The organism is Chryseobacterium sp. POL2 (assembly GCF_011058315.1).
In the GTDB taxonomy this organism is placed as follows: domain Bacteria; phylum Bacteroidota; class Bacteroidia; order Flavobacteriales; family Weeksellaceae; genus Soonwooa.
This window is the reverse complement of sequence record NZ_CP049298.1, coordinates 1,062,919-1,087,105: the sequence shown is the minus strand read 5'-3', so window position 1 is coordinate 1,087,105 and position 24,187 is coordinate 1,062,919. Positions and strand designations below refer to the sequence as shown.

At 35.6% G+C, this 24,187-nt stretch carries 20 protein-coding genes; 12 read left to right on the top strand and 8 right to left on the bottom strand.

Annotated elements, in window-relative coordinates:
- The first annotated feature begins 11 nt into the window (after positions 1-11).
- The 5 genes from G6R40_RS05045 (at position 12) to argH (ending at position 5,614) form a co-directional block, all read left to right on the top strand.
- A complete protein-coding gene (locus G6R40_RS05045; RefSeq protein ID WP_165132409.1) occupies positions 12-1,148 on the top strand; it encodes an aspartate aminotransferase family protein in 1,137 nt (378 codons plus the stop codon).
- 83 nt (positions 1,149-1,231) lie between these two features.
- On the top strand, positions 1,232-2,185 hold the full coding sequence (locus G6R40_RS05040) for an acetylornithine carbamoyltransferase (RefSeq protein ID WP_165132406.1): 954 nt from the start codon (positions 1,232-1,234) through the stop codon (positions 2,183-2,185).
- Positions 2,186-2,289: 104 nt separating this feature from the next.
- On the top strand, positions 2,290-3,078 hold the full coding sequence (argB, locus tag G6R40_RS05035) for an acetylglutamate kinase (protein ID WP_165132403.1): 789 nt from the start codon (positions 2,290-2,292) through the stop codon (positions 3,076-3,078).
- The gene (locus tag G6R40_RS05030) at positions 3,050-4,138 is read left to right on the top strand and encodes a M20 family metallo-hydrolase (protein ID WP_165132400.1); all 1,089 of its coding nucleotides are present in this window, start codon (positions 3,050-3,052) and stop codon (positions 4,136-4,138) included. The genes argB and G6R40_RS05030 overlap by 29 nt, the downstream gene beginning before the upstream one ends.
- Positions 4,139-4,309: 171 nt before the next feature.
- Positions 4,310-5,614, top strand: coding sequence for an argininosuccinate lyase (argH, locus tag G6R40_RS05025; protein WP_165132397.1), 1,305 nt, complete (start codon positions 4,310-4,312; stop codon positions 5,612-5,614).
- Here the strand turns inward: argH and G6R40_RS05020 are convergent.
- Positions 5,611-6,066 carry an Lrp/AsnC family transcriptional regulator gene (locus tag G6R40_RS05020; RefSeq protein ID WP_165132394.1) on the bottom strand — a complete coding sequence of 152 codons (456 nt, stop codon included), beginning with the start codon at positions 6,064-6,066 and terminating at the stop codon, positions 5,611-5,613. The two genes, argH and G6R40_RS05020, sit on opposite strands and share 4 nt — an antisense overlap.
- Positions 6,067-6,306: 240 nt before the next feature.
- On the opposite strand from G6R40_RS05020, the gene G6R40_RS05015 reads away from it, so the two are divergent.
- The 4 genes from G6R40_RS05015 to carB all read left to right on the top strand — a co-directional run bounded on the left by G6R40_RS05015 (position 6,307) and on the right by carB (position 12,067).
- On the top strand, positions 6,307-7,197 hold the full coding sequence (locus G6R40_RS05015; RefSeq protein WP_165132391.1) for an aspartate carbamoyltransferase catalytic subunit: 891 nt from the start codon (positions 6,307-6,309) through the stop codon (positions 7,195-7,197).
- 112 nt (positions 7,198-7,309) lie between these two features.
- Positions 7,310-8,392, top strand: a complete 1,083-nt coding sequence (locus G6R40_RS05010) for a carbamoyl phosphate synthase small subunit (RefSeq protein ID WP_165132388.1) — start codon at positions 7,310-7,312, stop codon at positions 8,390-8,392.
- Between the two features lie 11 nt (positions 8,393-8,403).
- Positions 8,404-8,766, top strand: a complete 363-nt coding sequence (locus G6R40_RS05005) for a four helix bundle protein (protein ID WP_165132385.1) — start codon at positions 8,404-8,406, stop codon at positions 8,764-8,766.
- A 118-nt stretch (positions 8,767-8,884) separates the two neighbouring features.
- Complete coding sequence (gene carB, locus G6R40_RS05000; RefSeq protein WP_165132382.1) at positions 8,885-12,067, top strand: carbamoyl-phosphate synthase large subunit; 3,183 nt, start codon at positions 8,885-8,887, stop codon at positions 12,065-12,067.
- A 116-nt stretch (positions 12,068-12,183) separates the two neighbouring features.
- Here carB and G6R40_RS04995 read toward each other — a convergent pair whose 3' ends face one another.
- From G6R40_RS04995 to G6R40_RS04985, 4 genes are read right to left on the bottom strand one after another with little or no spacing between them, the layout of a single operon-like run.
- The gene (locus G6R40_RS04995; protein WP_165132379.1) at positions 12,184-13,506 is read right to left on the bottom strand and encodes a serine hydrolase domain-containing protein; all 1,323 of its coding nucleotides are present in this window, start codon (positions 13,504-13,506) and stop codon (positions 12,184-12,186) included.
- Positions 13,503-13,868 (bottom strand): hypothetical protein, encoded by a 366-nt coding sequence (locus G6R40_RS15120; protein WP_228455924.1) that lies wholly within the window; start codon positions 13,866-13,868, stop codon positions 13,503-13,505. Before G6R40_RS15120 ends, G6R40_RS04995 begins: the two co-directional genes overlap by 4 nt.
- Before the next feature lie 48 nt (positions 13,869-13,916).
- Entirely contained in the window at positions 13,917-14,111 is a 195-nt protein-coding gene (locus G6R40_RS15115; protein ID WP_228455923.1) for a hypothetical protein, read from the bottom strand.
- Position 14,112: 1 nt separating this feature from the next.
- Positions 14,113-14,445 (bottom strand): PadR family transcriptional regulator, encoded by a 333-nt coding sequence (locus tag G6R40_RS04985; protein ID WP_165132376.1) that lies wholly within the window; start codon positions 14,443-14,445, stop codon positions 14,113-14,115.
- Positions 14,446-14,577: 132 nt separating this feature from the next.
- Here G6R40_RS04985 and G6R40_RS04980 point away from each other — a divergent pair, with 132 nt between their 5' ends.
- From G6R40_RS04980 to G6R40_RS04970, 3 genes are all read left to right on the top strand, one after another.
- Positions 14,578-14,883, top strand: coding sequence for a hypothetical protein (locus tag G6R40_RS04980; RefSeq protein ID WP_228455922.1), 306 nt, complete (start codon positions 14,578-14,580; stop codon positions 14,881-14,883).
- A 190-nt stretch (positions 14,884-15,073) separates the two neighbouring features.
- The gene (locus tag G6R40_RS04975) at positions 15,074-17,989 is read left to right on the top strand and encodes a M16 family metallopeptidase (protein WP_165132373.1); all 2,916 of its coding nucleotides are present in this window, start codon (positions 15,074-15,076) and stop codon (positions 17,987-17,989) included.
- A gap of 118 nt (positions 17,990-18,107) precedes the next feature.
- Entirely contained in the window at positions 18,108-19,550 is a 1,443-nt protein-coding gene (locus G6R40_RS04970) for a hypothetical protein (RefSeq protein WP_165132370.1), read from the top strand.
- Positions 19,551-19,552: 2 nt separating this feature from the next.
- Here the strand turns inward: G6R40_RS04970 and G6R40_RS04965 are convergent, their stop codons facing one another.
- The 3 genes from G6R40_RS04965 to G6R40_RS04955 all read right to left on the bottom strand — a co-directional run bounded on the left by G6R40_RS04965 (position 19,553) and on the right by G6R40_RS04955 (position 23,909).
- A complete protein-coding gene (locus G6R40_RS04965; protein ID WP_165132367.1) occupies positions 19,553-20,623 on the bottom strand; it encodes a GNAT family N-acetyltransferase in 1,071 nt (356 codons plus the stop codon).
- Positions 20,624-20,703: 80 nt separating this feature from the next.
- Positions 20,704-21,720, bottom strand: coding sequence for a polysaccharide deacetylase family protein (locus G6R40_RS04960; protein ID WP_165132364.1), 1,017 nt, complete (start codon positions 21,718-21,720; stop codon positions 20,704-20,706).
- A gap of 50 nt (positions 21,721-21,770) precedes the next feature.
- A complete protein-coding gene (locus G6R40_RS04955) occupies positions 21,771-23,909 on the bottom strand; it encodes a S46 family peptidase (RefSeq protein WP_165132361.1) in 2,139 nt (712 codons plus the stop codon).
- Positions 23,910-24,187 lie beyond the last annotated feature (278 nt).

Below are 24,187 nucleotides of genomic sequence, written 5' to 3'. Positions count from 1 at the left end.
TTTTTTAAAAAATGAATTTATTTGACGTATATCCTTTATTCGATATTAATCCTGTAAAAGCCAAAGGCTCGTTTTTGTGGGATGATAAGGGACAACAATATTTAGACTTTTATGGAGGTCATGCAGTGATGTCCATAGGTCACAATCATCCGTATTATCAAGATAAACTGAAAGATCAATTAGAGAAAATTTCATTTTATTCAAATTCGGTGCAGAACGATTTACAAGTAGAATTAGCACAAAAATTGGGTGAGCTTTCGGGTTACGAAGATTACAGTTTGTTCCTTTGTAATTCGGGCGCGGAAGCTAACGAAAACGCTCTTAAACTAGCCTCTTTTCATAATGGGAAGAAGAATGTAATTTATTTTTCGGGCTCTTTTCATGGACGTACGTCTGCAGCAGTTTCTGTAACGGATAATCCCAAAATTGTTGTGCCAGTCAACTTTTCTGACCGTTTTATAAAATGTGATTGGAACAATGTTGACGCTTTAGAAACTATATTCAAGACCAAAGAAATTAGTGCCGTAATTGTAGAAGGAATTCAAGGTGTGGGCGGTATTAATTTGCCAGAGGAACACTTCATTCAGAAAATTAGAAGTTTGTGCGATAGCCATGATGCCGTGATGATTCTGGATGAAGTGCAATCTGGTTATGGACGTGCGGGACATTTCTTTGCCCATCAGGAGTTCGATGTGAAGCCTGATATTATCACCACAGCAAAAGGGATGGGAAATGGTTTCCCAATTGCTGGGGTTTTAATTAGTCCAAAATTCAAAGCGATCCATGGGCTTTTAGGAACAACTTTTGGCGGTAATCATTTGGCTTGCGCGGCAGGAATCGCGGTGTTGGATGTTATTAAAAATGAAAGTCTTATTGATAACGCTGAAAAAATTGGGCAATATATCGAGGAGAAAATCAAAAATTTTAAACATATAAAATCCATTAGACGACGTGGACTGATGATGGGCATTGAGTTGGATCAAGCTTGCGCGGGAGTTCGTTCAGATTTGTTGAAAAAACATTTTGTCTTTACAGGTAATGCCAACGACAAAAATGTTTTGAGGATTCTGCCAGCACTTAACATCACAGAAAAAGAAGCCGACATTTTTATTGAGGCTTTAGAAGATACTCTTCAAAATTTAAATTAAAAAAATAACAAGCTTCATGATGAGTGTAAAATGTTAAATGAAGTTTGAGAAGCTTGTTTGTTTAAAAATTAGCCACAACTAAAATGAAAAAATTCACAACTGTAGAAGATGTAGATAATCTTCAATCTATGATAAAAAAAGCATTAGAGATTAAAGCCAATCCTCTTGCGGAGCCAACAAAAGGAAACGGAAAAACCATAGGTTTGGTATTTCTTAATTCAAGTCTTAGAACGAGACTGAGCAGTCAAATTGCAGCGCAAAATTTAGGATTAAATGTTTTGATTTTAAACGCTGCACAAGAAGCTTGGAACCTCGAATTTGCAGACGGTGCGGTGATGGATGGCGGAACGGTAGAACACATCAAAGACGCGATTGAAGTTCTTAACCAATATTGCGACATCATTGCAGTACGTTGTTTTGCAGGGATGAAGTCCAAAGAAGATGACACCAACGAAAGCATCCTGAGCCAGTTCGAAAAACATGCAAAAGTACCAGTTGTTTCCCTAGAGTCTGCGACGCGTCACCCATTGCAAAGTTTTGCAGATTGTATCACGATTACTGAAAATTGGAAACAAGATAAAAAACCAAAAGTCGTTTTGACTTGGGCGCCTCATATAAAACCAATTGCGCATGCCGTAGGGAACTCTTTTGCAGAATGGATGCAGAATATGGATGTCGATTTGGTGATTGCCAATCCTGAAGGCTATGACTTAGATCCAAAATTTGTTAAAGACACGCCAGTTGTTCATAACCAAGATGATGCTTTGAAAGATGCCGATTTTATCTATGTTAAAAACTGGTCGTCTTTTGATGATTATGCCGCAATGCCAGAAGTAGAAGGCGATTGGATGTTGTCTTTAGAAAAATTGAAATTAACGAACGATGCCAAAGTGATGCATTGTTTACCCGTACGTCGCAATGTGGAATTGAGTGATGAAGTGATAGACAGCGAGCATTCTATTATTTATCAACAAACAAAAAATAGAATTTTCTCAGCACAAACCGTATTTAGCAAAATATTAAATGACTTAAAATAATCATTAAACGACTTAAACTCTAAATCCTTAATTTTAAAACACAAACAAAGAAACTCTGATTTAGCAATTCTAAAATTTTTAGTCTCTGCTAAACAAAACACAACATGGAAAAACTGTATATCATAAAAATTGGCGGCGCTTTGATCGATGACGAAGTCGCTTTGGAACAATTTCTAAATACTTTTTCTGAAATTCCCGAAAAACGAATTTTGGTACATGGTGGTGGAAAATTAACCAGCACGTTGGCGGAAAAACTACATATTCCCCAACAGATGGTCGATGGTAGGAGAGTGACAAATGCGCAGACTTTGGATATTGCAACAATGGTCTATGCTGGGAAAATTAACAAGAGTATCGTTGCAAAACTCCAAAATTTGGATTGCGATGCGATGGGATTTTCTGGTGCAGATGCCAACTTGATTCATGCAGAGAAACGCCCCGTAGATGATGTGGATTTTGGATTTGTTGGCGATGTTAACCGCAAAAGTGTCAATGCAAAACTGCTACGTAAGTTTCTAAAACTCGAGTTAATTCCTGTTTTTTCAGCGATTACACACGATCATCACGGCGATTTGCTCAACACAAATGCCGATGCAATAGCCTCGGTTTTGGCGCAGGCATTATCCAAAAAATTCGATGTCGAATTGTTGTATTGTTTTGATAAAGACGGCGTTTTAGAAAATGTTAAAGACAGTTCTACGTTGATAAAATCACTTTCGGAGGCTGATGTTTTAAAACTTAAAAAAGAGAAGAAAATCCATAAAGGCATTCTCCCCAAAATTGAAAATGCGTTACGCGCCAAAAATAAAGGCGTTAATAAAGTTTTCTTAATTAATGAAACTAAACTACAAGAACAAATAACACATGGAAACTACGGAACTGAAATCTGTTAATAATATAAATGAATTGCTGGATAATGCCACCAAGCTTCTCAAAAGAATGATTGCTACGCCTTCTCTTAGCCGAGAAGAATATGACGTGTCATTGATCATAGAAGCTTTCTTCAAAGAAAAAGGCATTGTAACCAAGCGTTTCAAAAATAATATTTGGGCAACCAACAAATATTTTGATGCTTCGAAACCCTCTATTTTGCTTAACACGCACCACGACACGGTGAAGCCTAACAAAGCTTATACGATGGATCCTTTTATCCCAGTAGAAAAAGATGGAAAAATTTTTGGTTTGGGGAGCAACGATGCTGGCGCGTCTTTGGTAGCGATGGCTCAAGTTTTTCTACATTTTTATGAAGCCGAAAATTTGTCGCATAATTTGATTATTGCCTTGACTGCCGAAGAAGAAATCTCTGGTTTGGACGGTATCGAAGCTTTGTTTCCGCAACTCCCAAATGTAGAGTTGGCTATTGTTGGCGAACCAACGCAGATGAATTTGGCAATCGCTGAAAAAGGACTTTTGGTTATCGATGGCGAAATGACGGGCACAGCTTCTCACGCGGCGCATCCTAATAATGACAATGCAATTGTTAAGTGTATGGCAGATTTGCAACATATTCTTAATTATAAATTCGAGAAAACGTCAGAGTATCTGGGCGACGTCAAAGTCACACTTTCTGTGATTAATGCCGGCACACAGCACAATGTTGTTCCCGAGAAATGCAATTTCACACTGGATGTTCGCGTAACAGATTCTTACAGCAACAAGGAGGTTTTTGATATCATCCAAAAAGAAATGAAGTCAACTTTGACACCGCGATCATTTAGACTTAATTCTTCAAAAATCGATATCAATCATCCTTTTGTTCAGGCAGGATTGTCGATTGGGAGGACAACTTACGGATCACCGACATCGTCGGATCAAGCGATTATTCCATGCACTTCGGTGAAGATTGGTCCCGGCGATAGCCTTAGATCACACACAGCGGACGAATATATTTACATTAACGAAATCAAAGAAGGTATAGACATCTATATCAATATTTTAGAACAAGTTTTATAATTTAATTTGGGCAGCTTTTCCGTCCTCCGTTCCCGCTATTTTTTTTGCCATGCTTTTATCCATTTCAAAAAAAATGAGCTCCACTCAGGCCGGGCTGCAACTACTAACTGTTTTTAGAATACACTTTGATACCGATGTCATTATTAAGACATCAAAAATAGAATTAAAACAATGAAAAAAATTTGGCAGAAAGATCAATCCAAAACCGATGAACTTGTGAACAAATTCACGGTAGGAAAAGATTTGGATTTTGATGATCGTTTGGCAAAATATGATGTGATAGGCTCTATGGCGCATTGCAAAATGTTGGCAGAAGTAGGACTTATTTCCCAAGAAGAATCTTTGTCGATGTTATCGGTTCTGGAAAATATTCTTAAAGATATCGAATCCGGAATTTTCCAAATTGATGTTACCGCAGAAGATATCCATTCTCAAATAGAATCTATTTTGATTGAGAAATTAGGCGATACAGGAAAGAAAATTCATACCGCAAGATCCAGAAACGATCAGGTTTTGTTGGATATCAAACTTTATCTTCAACAGGAAGTTCGCGAGATTGCTGCTTTGGTAGATGTATTGTTTAAAGAACTTATCCGTCTGGCAGACCAACACAAAAATGTATTGTTGCCAGGTTATACCCACTTTCAAATCGCGATGCCTTCATCCTTTGGATTGTGGTTTGGCGCTTATGCAGAATCGCTTTTGGATGATGTAGAATTGTTGTTGTCTGTGAAGAATATCATCAACAAAAATCCACTAGGTTCTGCCGCAGGTTATGGATCGTCGTTCCCGATTGATAGAGCGAGTACCACATCAAAATTAGGTTTCACATCGATGAATCACAATGCAGCCTATGCACAAATGACACGCGGAAAATCCGAAAAATTGTTGGCTTCTGCTTTATCTGTCATTGCTGGGACTTTAGGTAAATTTAGTTATGATGTTTGTCTTTATTTAAGTCAAAATTTTGATTTTATAAGTTTCCCAAAAGAGTTTACAACTGGTAGCAGCATTATGCCACACAAAAAAAATCCAGATATTTTTGAGTTGGTAAGAGCGCGTTGCAACCGCATACAATCGCTTCCCAATGAGTTGATTTTGTTGACCAATAATCTGCCATCAGGTTATCACCGCGATATGCAATTGACGAAAGAAATTCTCTTTCCAGCCATCGACTCGCTTAAAGAATGTCTAGAGATTCTCAATTATACACTTCCAAATATCCAAGTGCGCGATGGTATTTTGGAGAACGAAAAATACAAATATCTTTTCAGTGTTGAGAAGATTAATGAAGAGGTGAAAACGGGCGCATCCTTCCGTGATGCTTATATCAAAATAGGCAACGACATAGAAAACGGGACTTTCGATTATAATATTAAAGATCTTCGGCACAGCCACCAAGGCAGCATCGGAAATCTTTGTTTAGACGAAATTGCACATCAGTTTCACAAAATATCTACCAAATTACAAGCTTAGTCGAGCTTGAATTTGGTGCTCTTTTTGACCTCATGTAAAACGATAGAACTATGATATTGTCCTATATGCGGTGAGTTAGAGATGACATTGACAGCGAAGTCGTTGTATGAGTTAATGTCCTTTGCGATAATTTTTAACATATAGTCATATTCTCCAGAAAGGCTCGTGATTTCTTGTACTTCATCGAATTTTCCCATATGTTTTTCAAAAGCTTCCAAAGATTTTTTGGATTGTTCTTTCAGACGGATATTACAATAGACAATAATGTTGAGATCGAGCTTTTCACGATTTAGAAGTGCAACGTATTTTTCAATAACTTTTTGTTTTTCAAGCTGTTTGATGCGTTCGTAAGTTGGTGTAAAAGTAAGACCTATCTTCTCAGAAATTTCTTTTACAGATAATGTAGAATCTTCTTGAAGTATACTGAGAATCATTCTGTCTTTGGCGTCCATAATTATTGATTTTGAACAAAACTATTAAAAAAGCTAAAGGAAAACAAAAAACTTATAAAATAAGTTAAATTTCATGAAAAACATTTTTGAGAATTGCTGAAATATTATATCTTTGCAGTTAATGAAAAAAGCATTATTGATATCATTAGATTTACCGGGCGTAAGCGCTCTTAACGATATTTTTTAACGAAGCGAGGATTGTTGTCCTCGCTTTTTTTGTGCTCAAAACTTAAAATGCAGATGTTTAATATTACCCAACTTACTCAAGAAAAGATTAGCAAGATTGTCCAAGAAGCCTTGATAATCGCCAATGGAAAAAGCTTCAAAGCCAAAGAAGATATTTTTGTATCCAATTTGTTTTTTGAAGATAGTACAAGAACAAAAACCAGTTTCGATATTGCTGAACGAAAATTGGGACTGAAAGTTGTTCCGTTTGATACGTCACACAGTTCTGTCAACAAAGGCGAAAGTCTTTATGATACTGTGAAAACACTTGAAAGCCTCGGTGTTGATTTGGTCGTCATTCGTCACAACAAAGATCGTTTCTATGATGAATTGCAAACGATTAACATTCCGATTATTAATGCAGGCGATGGTAGAGGAAATCACCCTTCGCAATGTATGCTAGATTTGGTAACAATTTACCAAGAGTTTGGAAAATTTGATGATATGAAAATAGGCATTGTTGGCGATGTTAAACACAGTCGCGTAGCTAATTCTAATGCTGAAGCATTGAGAAAATTGGGCGCAAAAGTTTATTTCTCTGGCCCTGAAGATTGGTTTGATGAAGGTGCTTTGATTAATGGGACTTATCTTCAACTGGATGCTTTGATAAAGGAAGTGGATGTTTTAATGTTGCTAAGAATTCAGCATGAAAGACATGATGCAAAAATGAGTTTTTCTGCAGACGAATATCATAAAAAATATGGTTTAACCAAAGAACGCGAAAAAAATATGAAACCCACTGCCATCATTATGCATCCAGCTCCTATCAACAGAGGGGTTGAGATAGATACCGATTTGGTGGAATGTGAGCGTTCTCGTATTTTTAAACAAATGGAAAACGGCGTTTACGCTAGAATGGCCATTCTAAAAAATGCATTGGAACAAAAAGGATTTGAATTTGAATAAAGACAAATAGATAATAGACCAATAGATAATAAAAATGACGTAATATCAGTCTATCATCTAAAAATCTATCATCTATCATCTATCATCTATTATCTAATACCTAATAAAGAAAATGAAAAAGAAATTAATATTAGAAACAGGAGAAGTTTTTCACGGAAAAGGTTTCGGAGCCAATCTAGACACGGAAGGGGAAGTGGTTTTCAACACAGGAATGACGGGCTATCAGGAACTGATCTCCGATCCTTCCTATTGCGGACAAATCGTGTGTATGACCTATCCTCTGATCGGTAATTACGGAATTAATCGTGATGACTACGAAAGTATTGAACCAGCCATTAAAGGTCTTATCGTAAAAGAAGTGTGTGATTTGCCTTCTAATTTCAGGACACAAATGGATTTGGACGAGTTCTTTAAACATAAAAAGCTAAGCGGTATTTCTGGAATTGATACCAGAAAACTAACAAGAATTCTTCGTAATCAAGGTGTTGTTAAAGGTAAAATTGTTAATGCCGACGCTGATGAAACAACTGTTATTAATGATTTAAAAGGAAAAGATTTTCCGGTTGATCATGTAAAAACGGTTTCCACAAAAACGCCTTATGCAGCTCCAGGAAGAGGTTTTAAAGTAGTTTTAATGGATTTTGGTTCCAAATTGGGAATTATTCGTGAGCTTTCTCAAAGAGATTGCGACATCATCGTGGTTTCTCAAGATACGCCAGCAGAGGAAATTCTAATGATGAATCCCGATGGAATTATGCTTTCCAACGGCCCTGGAGATCCACAAGATGTTCCACATATCCATGAAACGATTCGTCAGTTAATCGGGAAAGTTCCCATTTTCGGGATTTGTTTAGGTCATCAGTTAATCGCTTTGGCTTGTGGTGCAAAAACATTCAAATTAAAATTCGGACACCGAGGTGGAAATCACCCCGTTTTGGATTTAACCAAAAATAAAGTAGCGATAACTTCTCAAAATCACGGCTACGCTGTAGATCAGGAGAGTTTGAAAAATACAGATTTAGTAGAAACGCACATCGCTTTGAACGACAGAACCAATGAAGGCGTAAAACACAAAATTCACCCAGTATTCTCGGTACAATATCACCCAGAAGCAAGTCCAGGTCCAGAAGACGCCAACTATTTGTTTGATGAGTTTATTGATCTAATGTATCAATTTAAGAATGTAACAATGTAACAATTTGCATAATGATTAATTTTGAGAACAATCCATTAATTCAAAAAACAGTTCAATTTTCTTTAGATATTATTGAATATTGCGAACTTCTTGAATCGTCCAAAAAATTTGTCATTGCAAAACAATTATTACGTTCTGGAACAAGCATTGGTGCAAATTCTTTTGAGGCACAAAACCCCTATAGCAAAAAGGATTTTATCAATAAAATGAAAATTGCAGCAAAAGAGCTTGAAGAAACCAAATATTGGTTATATCTGTGTAAGCATTCTAAAACCTATCCTTTTAATGAGGAATTGGAAACACAGATTATAGAAATAGGAAAAATTATTTATAAAATTTTAAGCACAAGTTTATCAAAAGAAAACGGTGAATAATAACATTGTTACACAGTTACACTGTTACATTAGTACATTAGTACATTAGTACATTGTTACACTGGTATTTAGATTGTTACACTGTTAGATTGATAAATTGTTACATTAATAAAAGAACATGGCAAAACGTACAGATATAAAAACAATTTTAGTAATCGGTTCGGGACCTATCATCATTGGTCAGGCGGCAGAATTCGATTATTCGGGAACACAGGCTTGTCTTTCATTGAAGGAAGAAGGCTATAAAGTAATTTTGATCAATTCCAATCCGGCAACGATTATGACGGATGTTGAAATTGCCGATAAAGTATATATCGAGCCGATTTCTTTGGAATTTGTATCAAGAATTATCAGAAAAGAGCGTCCAGACGCTTTGTTACCAACTTTGGGTGGACAAACAGGTCTTAACATGGCGGTAGCTCTGGAAAATTCTGGAATTTTGGAGGAATGCAAAGTTGAAGTTTTGGGAACGAAACTTTCAGCGATTAACCAAGCGGAAGACAGAGATTTGTTCCGTGAATTGATGCGCGAATTAAACGAACCCGTTCCAGATTCCGATATCGTTCACACCGTGGAAGAATCAATTGCTTTCGCCAATAAAATTGGTTATCCGGTGATTGTTCGTCCAGCGTTTACGATGGGTGGAACAGGAGGTGGAATTGCTTCCAATGAAACCGAACTTCGTGAAATTTCTGAATTGGGACTTAAATATTCTCCTGTAACGCAGTGTTTGATTGAAAAATCCATCGCAGGTTACAAAGAAATCGAGTACGAGGTAATGCGTGATTCCAACGACAATGCGATTGTGGTTTGTAATATGGAAAACATCGATCCAGTGGGAGTTCACACGGGAGATTCCATTGTTGTGGCGCCTTCGCAAACACTTTCGGATAGAGAATATCAGTTGTTGAGAAATGCTTCTCTAAAAATCATCAGAGCTTTAGGAATTGAAGGGGGGTGCAACGTTCAGTTGGCTTTAGATCCGCATTCATTCAATTATTATATCATCGAAGTAAATCCTAGAGTTTCTCGTTCATCGGCTTTAGCATCGAAAGCAACAGGCTATCCAATTGCAAAAATCGCTGCAAAAATTGCTGTAGGATTAACTTTAGACGAAATTATGAATCCTGTAACGGGTAAAACTTACGCTTGTTTTGAACCCGCCTTGGATTATGTAGTAACAAAATTCCCAAGATTCCCATTCGATAAGTTTGAAACGGCGGACAGAAGGCTTTCAACGCAGATGAAAGCAACGGGAGAAGTAATGGCGATCGGTAGAAATTTTGAAGAATCTTTACAAAAAGCCATCCGTTCTTTAGAAACTGGAATTCGTCATTTAGGATTGAAGAAAAAACAAGCAGATGCGCTTACAGACGAAGAAATTGAAAGAAGAATAAAGGTTTGCGATGACGAAAGATTGTTCATCATTGGTGATGCTTTAAGAAGAGGTTACGATTGGGAGCAAATTGTAGAATGGAGTAAAATTGATAAATTCTTCATTTGGAAAATCAAAAAACTGATTGATTTTGAAACCACAATTAAAGAAAATAAATTTAACAAAGACATCTTAATTGAAGCTAAAAAACTTGGTTTCTCAGATGTCAACATCGGATATCTTTGGGGAATTACGAATAAAGAAGTTTTCGCTTTCAGAAAAGAAAATGGTGTGATGCCAGTTTATAAAATGGTGGACACTTGTGCTGCAGAATTTGAGTCTGAAACGCCTTATTTCTACGGAACTTACGAAGAAGAAAACGAAAGCATCGTTACCGATAAAGAAAAAATAATCGTTCTAGGTTCTGGACCAATTAGAATTGGACAAGGGGTAGAATTCGATTATGCGACGGTTCACTCGGTTTGGGCGATTCAAGAAATGGGTTACGAGGCGATCATCATCAACTCCAATCCAGAAACGGTTTCTACGGATTTCTCTATTTCAGATAAATTGTATTTCGAGCCTTTAACAGAGGAAGATGTCATGAACATCATCGAACTCGAAAAGCCAAAAGGTGTTGTGGTGCAGTTTGGTGGACAAACAGCGATTAATTTAGCTGATAAATTGGCTGCTCATGGTGTAAAAATATTAGGAACTTCTCTTGAAGACCTTGATAGAGCTGAAAACAGAGATAAATTTGAAAAAGCACTTCAAGATTTAGGAATTCCTCAACCGCTTGGAAAAACCTCCACATCAAAAGAAGAAGCGATTGTTATTGCTAATGAAATTGGTTATCCAGTTTTAGTTCGTCCAAGCTATGTTTTGGGAGGTCGTGCCATGGAAATCGTTTACAACGAAATAGAATTGGCGCATTATATGGAAAATGCGGTGGAAGCAAGTCCAGATCAACCTGTTTTGATCGACCGTTATTTAACAGGAAAAGAAGTAGAGGTTGATGCCATTTGCGATGGTGAAACGGTGATTATTCCAGGAATTATGGAGCATATCGAAAGAGCGGGAGTTCACTCTGGAGACTCTATCGCGGTGTATCCTCCACAGAATTTAACGCAAACGCAAATTGATACCTTAGTTGATTATACGCAAAGATTAGCAAAAGGATTGAACATTATTGGTTTAATGAACATTCAGTATGTAATTTCTGAAGGAAATGTGTATGTCATCGAAGTGAATCCACGTTCATCGAGAACGGTTCCTTTCTTGTCTAAAATCACTGATGTTCCAATGGCAAAACTGGCTACCAAAGCGGTTTTAGGAGCAAAATTGAAGGATTTAGGTTACAAAAACGGTTTAGTTCCGAATAAAGAAGGTGTTTATGTGAAAGTTCCTGTTTTCTCTTTCAGTAAATTGTCTAAAGTGGATATTTCTTTAGGCCCTGAAATGAAGTCCACAGGTGAAGTAATGGGGAAAGATACCACGCTGGAAAAAGCTTTGTACAAAGGTTTGGTGGGAGCAGGAAGAAAAGTTCCAACATTTGGATCTATCCTATTCACGGTTGCGGATAATGATAAGCAAGAAGCGGTGGAATTGGCAAGACGTTTCAATCAAGTTGGTTTCAGGATTTGGGCAACGGAAGGAACGGCAAAATTCTTCGCAGAACACGGCGTTCCCGCAAAAATTGGTTACAAAATTGGTGAAGAAGACGTTAATTTGATTGATTTGATTCAAAAAGGTAAAGTTCAATATGTTGTAAATACCATGACTAAAGGGAAACAAGCCGAAAGAGACGGTTTCCAAATCCGTAGAATGTCTGTAGAAAATGGTGTTCCTTGTTTAACATCTATGGATACTGTAGAAGCGATTTTAAAAGTAATTGAAAGCATGACTTTCCAAATGGAGAAAATGTAATACAAACCACCCTGTCAAAAATTTTGAAAAATTTTTGCCACCCCTCCAAAGGAGGGGAAATATTAAAAAACTCGTAAATTTTACGAGTTTTTTATGTTATAGTTGCTAAAGAAAATTTAATCTTTAGTAAAAATAAATTCTTTCCCGCCTTGTTTCAACATCATTTTCTTTTCTGAAGGCGCGAATTCTATAACAATTCCTGCTTTTTCAAATTTAAAAATATCTTTGTCAGAAGCTTCTAATGGGAACGCACTTTGTCCTGTTGCTTGAGCAGTTAATATATTTCCTTGTGATGTAATGCTCAGCTTTATAGGTAGTTCCGATGAAGAATAATTTCCGACGTATTGTGCAAGTTCTTCAGGCTTTACAGCGTAAGTTTTAAAATTCGGAATCTCATAATCCTTTTCAAAAACGGCACTTAAAACCGCAAGGGCAACATTATTATTGTTATAATTTGTGGCATTAGAAGTTAAAGCAAAAGAGACATTGTCTTTATCAAAATGTGTAAAACTGCTACTAAAACCATCTATTCTGCCATTGTGTCCATAAGCTTTGATATCATAAAAAGGGAATTGAAAAAGTCCAGATCCTAAACCGTCTTTAATGGTTTTCATAAATTCCAAATATGTCCTGGAAACCAATTTTCCACCAAACAAAGCGTTGCTAAATTGCACTAAATCTGTTGGTGTAGAAACAATTCCACCCGCGCCCAATGGAATTGAAATATCTGTTTCGGGTTCCAAAAACCATTGGTTGTTTTCGGATTTATAAGAATTTGCTTCGTTATTTTTTGTATTTATTTTGCTGCCTAAATAGGTGTTTTTAAGTTGTAATGGTGTTGTGATGTATTTCTTCAAAAGTACGGTGTAACTTTTGTTAAAAGCTTTCTCGAGAATATAGGTCAATAGAACGTAATTAGAATTGCTGTACGAAGTTTTAGAATCAGGCTCAAAATCGCTGCCTGCTTCTGTGATAATTTCCAACATGTCTTTTTCAGATTTTTTTTGGGTGTTCCAGCTTGTGTAGTTGCTGTCATCTGTAAAGTTGTGGATTCCGCTTCGGTGATTCAGTAGGTTTTCAATTGTAATTTTATCAGCATTTTTGATGTTTGGAAAATACTTATCTAGCTTATCTGTAAGTTTTAATTTATTTTGTTCTACCGCTTTTAGAACTAAAACGGCTGTAAAAGTTTTAGAAATAGAACCGATTCTGTATTTGGTATTTTCGTTGGCTTTAAGTTTACTAGAAACATCTGCAAAACCTATACTTTTGGTGTACAATAGTTTGCCGTTTTTGGAGACGGCCACGCTTCCCATAAATTTTTCGTTGGCTTCTAAATTATTAAAATATTGATTCAGTTTTTCTGAATTAAAACTTTGTGAAAATGCAGTTGTAGAAACTACAATTGATACAAAGGTAATGAGTGTTTTATTTATCATTTTAGTTGGATGTTTATTGTTTTTTTTAATCTTAATAAAAGAGTGATGATAACGAACGAAATAATTGTCAACCCAATCATTAATGGGATAAACCAATTGCCAACTTGTTCGTATTGGGTATAATCTATTGTTGAAGAATTTATCTTTCCTAATACAAAAATGTCATTTGGTCGGTAGAAGCATCCAACATTTTGGGGATCGATGATTTTTGCGAAAATCAGGAATATAAAACCAAATAATAATAAGTATAGTATGAAGAATAAAACATACGAAAAACCATTGCCTAAATTAAGAATCAAGGCTTTGAAAATGCCTATTGGATTAAATGATTTTGTGGATTCTTTAAGTTTTTTTTTCGGCAACCAGATCTTTCAAAAAAAACTCTGGCTGACCTATTTTTTCTAAAATCGTTAAGAGTTTTCCACCTCATTATTTGATGTTTCATTATTCTGTAAACTTTCAAAAATGTGACTGTTGATTTCCATTAAAATTTCTTGCTGATTTTTTGCGTTCAGTATTTTTGTAGCATTCTGAATTCTTGAAATATAGTCTTTGTAAATTCTCGCAGCATTGTTATCAGCGAATTTAATTTCATTAAATTTCATGTTAAATTTTTTCAATAGTATTGTTAAGTTGAGCCCAATAAGACTTCATTTCTAGGATGGTATTTTTCCCAAGTTCTGTAATCGTATAGTATTTTCTAGGTATTCCAGATTCTTGTTCTATCCAGCTTGCAGTGACTAGGTTTTCTGTTTTTAATCTATTTAGCAAAGGATAGAGTGTTCCTTCGGCAATATCGATTTCAGTTTGTTTTTTAATTTCGTGAATCAGGTCGTAGCCATAGTGCTGTTTTCCATTTCTCAAAATCGAAAGTACTAGAAATGACAAGGTTCCTTTTTTAAGCTGCGAAATCCATTTGTTAATAAATTCTTCATTCATGTCAATAAATATAAAACAAATTACATTGTTATACTATGTATTGTGTGTTAAGTTTTAATTTTTTCTATTACAAAGGTTTTAATACTGATTATATCTAAAATTGTTTTGTAATTTTATCAAAAATAATTTATTATGACAATCAAGAATTTATTTATAATAGGCGTTTTTACAAGTGCATTGTTATCTTGTACCAGTATGAATAACAAATCTTCTGAAATAGGAACTATTGTTAGAGATTGTACAGGAACCTATGTGAGAATTGCCGATAAAGGTGATTTTTTGGTTTGTAATGACCATCTTTTAAAATCAAAAAACGAGGGAGATAAAGTTAGTTTCACTTATGAAATAACGAACAATTGTCCTGAAAAAGACGGTCTTATAACTTGTATGATGTACCACGAAAACAAAGGAATGATTAAAATTAACACCTTGAAATAATAACTCAGTTAGGCGGATTATTTTCAGGATAGATAACATTATATTTAAAATTATGAGTATTTATGTGTTGTTTAGTAATTGAAATTTAATTTTAGAAGAAATATCAAAACTTATCGACTTTGCTTTTATTTAGCAAAGCAAAGACTATACGGCCTAAAAAATCCTTAACTTTACAAGACTAAATAAAAATATGAAGAAATTAATTACCTCAGTTTCAATTTTACTAATGATGACAGCAGTTAATGCACAAAAATACGAACTTCAACACCTGACCGATCCTAGTGGATATCAATATGACAGCGTTAAAAATGACGCCAATGGTGTTAGAATCTATACTCTTAAAAATGGCCTAAAAGTCTATCTTGCCAAAAACGATGATGCGCCACGTATCCAAACCTACATTCCTGTAAGAACGGGATCCAACCAAGATCCTGCCGATAATACTGGACTAGCGCACTATTTGGAGCACATGGTTTTCAAAGGAACTTCAAAGTTGGGTACACAAGATTGGGCAAAGGAGAAAACTTTGTTACAACAGATTTCTGACCTTTATGAACAGCATAAAGCCGAGAAAGATCCAGAAAAAAAGAAAGCACTTTATAAAAAAATCGATGAAGTGTCTTTGGAAGCTTCAAAATATACCATCGCTAACGAATATGACAAAGCGATTTCTTCTTTGGGAGCAACAGGGACCAATGCTCACACTTGGCTAGATGAGACGGTTTACAAAAATAATATTCCGTCCAACGAGTTGGAAAAATGGTTGCGTGTAGAAAAAGAACGTTTTTCTGAATTGGTCTTAAGATTATTCCATACCGAGTTGGAGGCCGTTTATGAGGAATTCAATCGTGCGCAGGATAACGATGGAAGATTGGTGAATTATGAGCTGATGGACGCATTATTTCCAAAACATCCTAATGGACAACAGACCACTATTGGGACTTCAGAACATCTGAAAAACCCGTCAATGTTGGCAATTCACAAGTATTTTGATACGTATTATGTGCCCAATAATATGGCAGTCGTTTTGGTTGGTGATATCGATTTTGACAAAACCATCAAGTTGGTTGACCAATATTTTGGAAGCTTTAAATACAAAGAACTTCCTAAGAAACAACTGCCAACAGAAGAACCAATGACTTCGGTAGTTTCAAGAACCGTGAAAAGTCCATCTGCACCTCGACTGACAATGGCTTGGAGAACAGATTCTTATGGAACTAAAGAAGCACGATTGGCAGATTTAGTTGCTAATATTTTATCAAATAATGGAGATGCGGGACTTATCGATCTTAATATCAATCAGCAACAAAAAGCCTTGGGTGCGTACGCTTATGCCTCGCCCTTCAAATATTACGGGAATATGACCATGGCAATTGTTCCCAAAGATGGACAGTCGATGGAAGATGCTAAAACACTTTTATTAAGCCAAATCGATTTAATTAAAAAAGGAGAGTTCCCAGATTGGATGTTGCCAGCAATCATCAATGATATGAAAGTACAGCGTCTTAAAGGTTGGGAAACTGCTGACGGTCTAGCAACAACACTTTATAATGTCTATATCAAAAATGTGAATTGGGAAGACGAACTGAATGATATTAATGAATACGAAAACATTACAAAAGCCGATATTGTAAAATTCGCGAACGATTTCTTCAAAGATAATTATGTGGTTGTTTATAAAGAAAAAGGCGTGAATGACAAATTGGTTCGTGTCGAAAATCCAGGCATTACACCGATTAAATTGAACCGTGATGTACAGTCGCCATTCTTAAAAGATATTTTGAATACCAAAGTTGGTGATGTCAAACCTCAGTTTATCGATTATCAAACGGCGATTAAAACAAGTAAAATCAAAGATAAAAAAATTAGCTTCGTTAATAATAAATACAACGAAGTGGCACAAGTGAGTTATGTGTTCCCAATGGGATCAGATAATGACAAAGAAATGTCTTTAGCGGTGCAAATTTTACAGTATTTAGGAACATCAAAATACACGCCTGAACAACTAAAAGGTGAGTTTTATAAATTGGGAATTGCCAACAGTTTCAGAACGGGTAATGACCAGATTATTGTGACTTTAACAGGTCTAGAAAGCAACATGAAAAAAGGTGTAGAACTTCTTAACCATTGGATGTCTGATGTTAAAGCGGACCAAACTATTTATAACCAAACGGTAAAAACAATTTTGGAATCGCGTGAAGTTGCAAAAAAAGATAAAACCAGAATTATGGGCGCTTTGAGTAACTATGCGAAATACGGAAAAGAAAGCCGCTTCTCAGATGTTATTTCTAAACAAAGATTGGAAAGCATCAAAGTTGACGATCTTATGACAAAAATTAAAGATCTTAACAAATACCCTTACGAGGTTTTCTTATATGGAAAAGATGAAAAAGCTTTGCAAAATAATCTTAAACCTTTTATTCAAAATGCCAGTTTAGTGGCGCCAAAAGCAAAAGTTTATCCAGAGCCAGCAACGGACGGAAAAGTTTTCTTTACCAATTATGACATGGTGCAAACAGAAATGTCAAGAATTGGGAAAGCCTCTGAAGTTAACACAAAAGATTTCGGAAAAATTAATGTGTTTAACGAATATTTCGGACGTGGATTGTCATCGATTGTTTTCCAAGAAATTCGTGAGAGCAAGTCTTTGGCTTATTCTGCTTATGTATCTTATTCTGCAAGTAATTTGCTAAACCACCCGAATTATGTGACAACTTACATCGGTACACAAGCCAACAAATTACCACAAGCGGTGAGTGCGATGAATGATTTGATGGCGGATTTTCCACAAATTCCAGCACAATTCGAAAACGCTAAAGGTTCTGCGCTTAAACAAATTGCATCTAACAGAATTAACAGAACCAATATTTATTTCAATCAGTTAGCATTGGCGAAGTTGGGCATCAACTACGATATCAGAAAAGATACTTATGCGGAAATTGAGTCTTTAACTTTACCAAGTTTGACCAATTTCTATAATCAAGAAATAAAAGCATTGAAATACAATACTGCCATTATTGGGAAAAAAGAAAACCTGAATATGGACGCGATTAACAAAATGGGCGATTTCAAAGAAGTTAGTTTAGAAGAGATTTTTGGTTATTAATTTAACTGTTAATATTATTATAAAAAGTGAGGCTTAGGCTTCACTTTTTATTTTTTTTATAATTTTATACTTAAAGTGTTATTAAATTCGTTTAGTAAAAAAGTGTAAATGTGTATTGGTGAATGCGAAGAATCTCATCAAGATAGTCGTTATTGCGAATATCCTTTGTTTTGCTGGCTACAAAGGACAGCAGAATATAGTATTTTCTAATGATCTTTTCAGTGGGATAAGTTCAGTAGCATCTTCGCCATCGCATACTTTTCTCAATCCTAATCCTTGGGATGTTCAGCTCTTTTCAGAAGATATCAGTGTTTTTAATGATCATGCTTATATTTCTCAACAAAGATTACTCGGTTTACCCAATGCAACCATAGAAACTGCAAATCCCAAAATAGGAATTTTGGGAACTTCACAAGCCAATGTTTTGGATTTTTACAATAAAGATTTTTCGACTGCTTTTGTAAGTTCAGAAGTTATGGGACCTTCATTTTCTATCAAAACAAGAATTAACGAAAAAGCTTTTAATATTGGACTTTTTACAAGATTAAGAACTCAAGTTTCAGTGGTCGCTTTTGATAATTATCTAAGATTTCAAAATCAAAATATAGATCGTCCAGCCGAATATTTTTTAAAACCTATTAATACCAGTTTTATGAATTGGGGCGAAGTGGGACTCAATGTTTCTACTCAAATTTTTGAACAGTCAGACTACAAATGGCATATTGGTTTCAATTTGAAATATGAAGCCGGTTTTGATGCTTATAATCTGCAAAATTTGGATGATCTTAAATTGATTAATGAGGTCGATGTTGATGGCAAATCAAAAGTTTCTGCAGAAGAATACAACATTCAGGCAAGTTACGCAACCAACTATAATTTCCAACAGAAAAAATACAATTTCAAACAACAAGGAAAAGGTTTCGGGATCGACTTTGGGCTGTCGTTTATTAATCAAAATGATGATGAGGAAGCTTATGATTTTATTATGAGTCTTAATCTTTTAGATGTCGGATATGTCAATTTTGATGGCGCAAATCACAGATTTATTGGAAATAAAATTATTGATTTAGAACAAAATCCCGCCTTCGAAAATAAAAAATTTGACGATCCCGAAGAATTCCTACGAACTTTAAGCCAAGAAGTTTATGGCAATCCCAACACTTCGAAAGTATCCACAGGTTTTAGAATAGGACTTCCGACATCGCTACATTTCTCATTGAGCAAAAATATTAGTAAAAATAAATATGTAAGTCTGAATTGGATACAACGAACCCCAATTTTTGAAAATACTCTGCAAAGAATTAATGCGATTACAGCTTCATATTCTGTACAAAAAAATGCCATCGGTTACGGATTTTCTACTTCTTTGTACGAGTATAGAAATTTACAATTTGGTGCTTACTTGCGCCTAGGTCCTCTTATTTTGGGAAGCGACAATTTGTTCCCTATGTTTTTTAAACACAAACAATTGCATTCCGCCAACTTTTTTATTGGATTAAAATTGTATCCATTTTGGGACAATGTGTTTAAAAGACACCGCCGACAAAAATGCAATTGTTAAGCTTAAGTAAAACTGAAATCGCCGTCGCCATCGGTAAATTGAAAATCGAAATTTTCCCCTAATTCTGAAAGGAATTTTTTGGATATCAAATAGTTTCGTTCAAATTCGCGACGGTAAAGTGCACTCAGGTTTTTCTTGTTTGATAATTCTAGATTGAGTTTATCATCATAAATTGTCATCATTTTGACTTTAAAACTTTTCAAAATTTCTGGTAGAAAATCAGCAATGATTTTGGCGTTTTCGGTGAAATAATACAAGATTTTCAAATGTCCATTTCGAATAGAGCATAGAAAACAAGCGACTAATTTTTCAGCATCATAAAGTTTTACCCAAAACATTTTGTAGCTTTTGGCGTAAGACGAAAAAAGATAATTGGCTTGCGACTTTTCTGTCGATAACCAAGGGTATTTTAACATCCAAGAAAACTCAGCAGAAGCACGTGAAATCGGATTTTTCTGTTGTTCGGAAACGAATGTTGTTAATTCTTCATCCCATTGATAAGCGGTCGTATAATTGAGTTTTGACGATTTTGAAAAATACGGAATGGCTGGATTTATCAGATTATCAAATCGAAGTAACCAATCTTTATTACGCTCAAAAACTGCTTTTTTGGAAGGTAAAATCTCCGCCAAATTGGATTTGAAATAATAACGCACAGCTCTTTTAGAAGTTAAGCTCTCGAAAAGTCCAATTTTATGATAAAGTCTTGCTGCACTTTCTGTGAATTCTGTAATCATCAATCGGCCATTATAAGCTTCTTCGGCAGCATATAACAATTTTTGAGCGATTTGTTTTCCGCGGTATTTTTCGCTTACCAAAATTGTTGAAAGCCATGCAAAATGAAACTGTTCTCCATCTTTGCAAACATCGTCTGGCAACAAGCCAAGATAGCCTGCTAGCTGGTTTTCTTCGTAAGCCAAGAACAACAAAATATCGTCTTCTTTTGCACGCGGATTGTGGATGTGGGACAATTCTCGAAACTCCGAAATTGGTGCAAATTCAAAATTTTGAAATGCTGCCGATGTCGTAAATCCTTTCAGTTGACTTTTATTTAATCCAAGAATGTTAACCACGTTTATCAATTTTAAACAAATATAACGAACTTGATTTTTAAAAGGAAGTTTTTAAACTTGTTTAAAATAAAGTCTTTGCGCTAAATGCGATGTTTATTAACTAATTTTAAAAACTGAAAGTATAAAATCTCACTTTTTAGAATTTGAGAGGCAGAGTAGTTTCCTGCTTCCATTGGAATGCGTTGTAAATTTTTAAATCGAGAGTCGAACTTAAGACCTGCCGCGCCAAAAGTAAATTGTAGCTGTGGATTGATATTAAACAGATTTTCAAAAAAAGAATTGGAAACGCCAAAATCCGTAAATGGAAATGCAAATGCATCATTACTGAGTTGCTTTTCGGACAAAAAATCCAGAGCTTTTTGGGTGTTTTCCAACTGTTGATTTTCCGTAAGTTGATGGTACAAAGGATGATCCCAACCGTGTGCTGCAATGCCAAATCCATCTTTCTGTAAAGATTCTAATTGTGGTGTGGTCAAATAGACTTGATGTTCTTTTAAATAATTTTGAACGTCAATAGTTAGGAAATCGGTGATGTCATCAAGGAGATGTTGATTCTGAAATGTAATAGAAAGAATTTCTTTTTTTAAATTTAAAAAATCAGAACTCAATTTTAAAGTTTTAAAATCCTGAATTTTTGTAAACAAATCCTTATTTTCTTCCAACTCCGAAATGATAAGACTGGCTTTGTTGCGCCACATCATCTCGTGATTGTCAATGAGTTTTGGGTTGACAAAGTTAATGGCGAAAATGCCTTTTTGTTTCAGAATAGGTGCGATAACATCATGAAAATCGCGGTAGCCATCATCAAAAGTTAAAAGTAATTTTGGTTTTCCGGTTTTGTTTTTAGATTGCTTTCTCTGAAGGAAAGTTTCCCAATCGATAAAATCAAAAGTTTTGGATAAGTCGTCAAGATCTTTAATAAAAGCTTTCGAACTTCGGTACGGGAAAAGATGTTTTGCGTGTTTTAATTGTTGATCGCTAACGCTGTGATAAACAATCACCAAATCGCGATAGGGAAGATATTTCGATAAAAAATTTAACGAAACAGATTTTAAAAAAGTTGAAGTCGTGGAATAGAATAAAGATTTTGTACTCACTAGAAAAAAAACATTGTCAAAGCTTTCGCCTTGACAATGTTAAGAAAATTTTATTTAATAATCTTCATTTCGTTGAGAAGCCATTTAGCATCGGCATATTTGTCAACGATAAATAGGATATATTTGGTATCTACCATGATGTTTCGGCTGAATCGTGGATCGAAGTTGATGTCACTCATCGTACCTTCCCATTGTCTGTCAAAGTTAAGTCCAATAAGATTTCCGTAAGCGTCCAAAGCTGGGGAACCAGAGTTACCGCCCGTTGTATGGTTGGTCGCTGTGAAGTTAACAGGAACATCGCCAGATTTGTCTTTGTAGATGCCATAATCTTTAGAATTGTAAAGATTAATCAATTTTTTAGGAACATCAAACTCGTAATCTCCAGGAATGTATTTTTCCATAATGCCTGCAAGATGGGTTTTGTAAGCGTAAGAAACGGCATCACGCGGCGTAGAACCTTTGATTTTTCCGTAAGTTACACGCAAAGTCGAATTAGCATCTGGGAAGAATTTTCTGTCCTTATCTGTTGCCATTTGTTGCGCCATGAAAGTTTTTTGCAACGCGTCTATATCGGTTTGCAGATTGGTTACTTTAGCATGGGTTGTGCTAACATAAGATGATTTAATATTATTCCAAAGTTGAATCAGCGGATCACTTTTTAAGGTCTGGATAAGTTTGGTTTGGTCCGCAAAAACTTTGTCGATGTCACTATATGTCGTTGCACCGTTAAGACTTCCACGTCCTGTGATAATGGAGTTTTTCGACCAATTCTCCAATGTTACGGCATTCGCATTCGGATCTTTAAACTTTTCTAAACCGCTAGGTAAAAACTGTGCTTGAGATTTGTTTGCGTACAACGCCAATACTTGTGCTGTGACTTTAGCATCAAGATCACCTTCATAATCTTTATAAATCTCTGCTAATCTTGCTTTGAAACTTTCTACAGATTTGGGCGAAGATTTTCCACTTTCTACAGCGTCCATGTAACTAGAGAATAAACTTGCTAACGCCAAAGTTTCTGCATTTCTAGGCAATTCGGAATAATAAGCGCGGTTCAGGGCATAAGGTGCTTGTTCGTTATAGGCTTTGTTGAGTCCGTCAATAGTCGCTTTTATTTCAGGGTTTTTGGCGATTAAAGATTTTTCGTATTCTTGTTTTTTACCAACAGCGTTTGACTTTTTAAGACCTTCTACTTCACCAATCCATTTTTTCCAAGCATTTGCGATTCTGGCATATTTAGAAGCGTATTTAATTCTTGTGGCGTTGTCGGTTCTCATTTTTTCATCAAGAACTTTCAAGGTCACATCACGCATAGAAATCATTGCAGGATCGGTCTCATTCATTACTTTTTCAACAGCTATAGCAGGAAGATATTCTGTCGTTCTTCCAGGGAAACCAAATACAAAAGTGAAATCGTTCTCTTGTTTATCTTTGATAGAAATTGGTAAGAAATGTTTCGGTTTGTAAGGCACGTTGTCTTTAGAGTATTCTGCAGGTTTGTTATTTTTGTCTGCATAGATTCTGAACATCGAAAAATCGCCAGTATGTCTTGGCCAAACCCAGTTGTCTGTATCGCTCCCGAATTTTCCGATAGATGAAGGCGGTGCGCCAACTAGACGAACATCTTTATAGGTTTCAATAACATAAGCATAAAATTTATTTCCATAGTACATGGATTTTACACTTACTTTTTGATAGTTTTCAACTTTTTGAGAGGCAATATAAGCTTCCGTATTCTGTTTGATTTTAGCATCCAAAGCGGCTCCCGTTAATCCATCTGTACCAGATAGAATCTGAGAAGTTACTTCTTTGATGTCTGCTATAAAATCTACCGTTACACCAGGATTAGGAAGTTCGCCGTCCATATTTTTTGCCCAAAATCCATTGGTTAACAAGTCGTTTTCAACTGTAGAATGCGACTGGATATTGTCATAACCACAATGGTGATTGGTCAACAAAAGTCCTTGTGGAGAGATAATCTCGGCAGTACATCCACCATCGAACTGTACCACAGCATCTTTGATACTCGCTTTGCTAGGGTCAAAAATATCTTTTGCAGAAATTTTCATCCCTAAATCTTTCATTTCCTTTTCATTAAGTTCTGTAGGGATCCACATTCCACCATACTGTTGTGCAAAAGCCATAGTCGCAGGCAGTAGAATTGCTGATAATAGAAATCTTCTTTTCATTTTTTAGCATTAAAATTGAGCCAATTTACGCATTTTTATCCGAATTGAATTGTCTGAATTTTCAGTAAGAATTTCCCCTATTTTTTTTAATAGATTTTTTTTGGAGCAATTCCCGCTATCCGCTGTATCTTTTGCGGGCTACTCGGACGGCGCCGCTACGCTCCGCCACCTCGCGCCCACAAAAGGATGCCGCTTCTATCGGGGCTAGGACAAATTTAACATTTGCTATAGTTTCCCAACTTAGGAATTAATCGTATTTTCGAAGGAAATAAATAGTT

What these genes read in the sequence shown, in the direction of transcription:
- G6R40_RS05040 (WP_165132406.1), top strand. Translation starts at nt 1,232, where the DNA reads ATGAAAAAATTCACAACTGTAGAAGATGTAGATAATCTTCAATCTATG.
- argH (WP_165132397.1), top strand. Translation starts at nt 4,310, where the DNA reads ATGAAAAAAATTTGGCAGAAAGATCAATCCAAAACCGATGAACTTGTG.
- G6R40_RS04980 (WP_228455922.1), top strand. Translation starts at nt 14,578, where the DNA reads ATGACAATCAAGAATTTATTTATAATAGGCGTTTTTACAAGTGCATTG.
- G6R40_RS04975 (WP_165132373.1), top strand. Translation starts at nt 15,074, where the DNA reads ATGAAGAAATTAATTACCTCAGTTTCAATTTTACTAATGATGACAGCA.
- G6R40_RS04995 (WP_165132379.1), bottom strand. Translation starts at nt 13,506, where the DNA reads ATGATAAATAAAACACTCATTACCTTTGTATCAATTGTAGTTTCTACA.
- G6R40_RS05010 (WP_165132388.1), top strand. Translation starts at nt 7,310, where the DNA reads ATGAAAAAGAAATTAATATTAGAAACAGGAGAAGTTTTTCACGGAAAA.
- G6R40_RS15115 (WP_228455923.1), bottom strand. Translation starts at nt 14,111, where the DNA reads ATGAAATTTAATGAAATTAAATTCGCTGATAACAATGCTGCGAGAATT.
- G6R40_RS05005 (WP_165132385.1), top strand. Translation starts at nt 8,404, where the DNA reads ATGATTAATTTTGAGAACAATCCATTAATTCAAAAAACAGTTCAATTT.
- G6R40_RS05045 (WP_165132409.1), top strand. Translation starts at nt 12, where the DNA reads ATGAATTTATTTGACGTATATCCTTTATTCGATATTAATCCTGTAAAA.
- G6R40_RS04955 (WP_165132361.1), bottom strand. Translation starts at nt 23,909, where the DNA reads ATGAAAAGAAGATTTCTATTATCAGCAATTCTACTGCCTGCGACTATG.
- argB (WP_165132403.1), top strand. Translation starts at nt 2,290, where the DNA reads ATGGAAAAACTGTATATCATAAAAATTGGCGGCGCTTTGATCGATGAC.
- G6R40_RS04985 (WP_165132376.1), bottom strand. Translation starts at nt 14,445, where the DNA reads ATGAATGAAGAATTTATTAACAAATGGATTTCGCAGCTTAAAAAAGGA.
- G6R40_RS05020 (WP_165132394.1), bottom strand. Translation starts at nt 6,066, where the DNA reads ATGGACGCCAAAGACAGAATGATTCTCAGTATACTTCAAGAAGATTCT.
- carB (WP_165132382.1), top strand. Translation starts at nt 8,885, where the DNA reads ATGGCAAAACGTACAGATATAAAAACAATTTTAGTAATCGGTTCGGGA.
- G6R40_RS05030 (WP_165132400.1), top strand. Translation starts at nt 3,050, where the DNA reads ATGGAAACTACGGAACTGAAATCTGTTAATAATATAAATGAATTGCTG.
- G6R40_RS05015 (WP_165132391.1), top strand. Translation starts at nt 6,307, where the DNA reads ATGTTTAATATTACCCAACTTACTCAAGAAAAGATTAGCAAGATTGTC.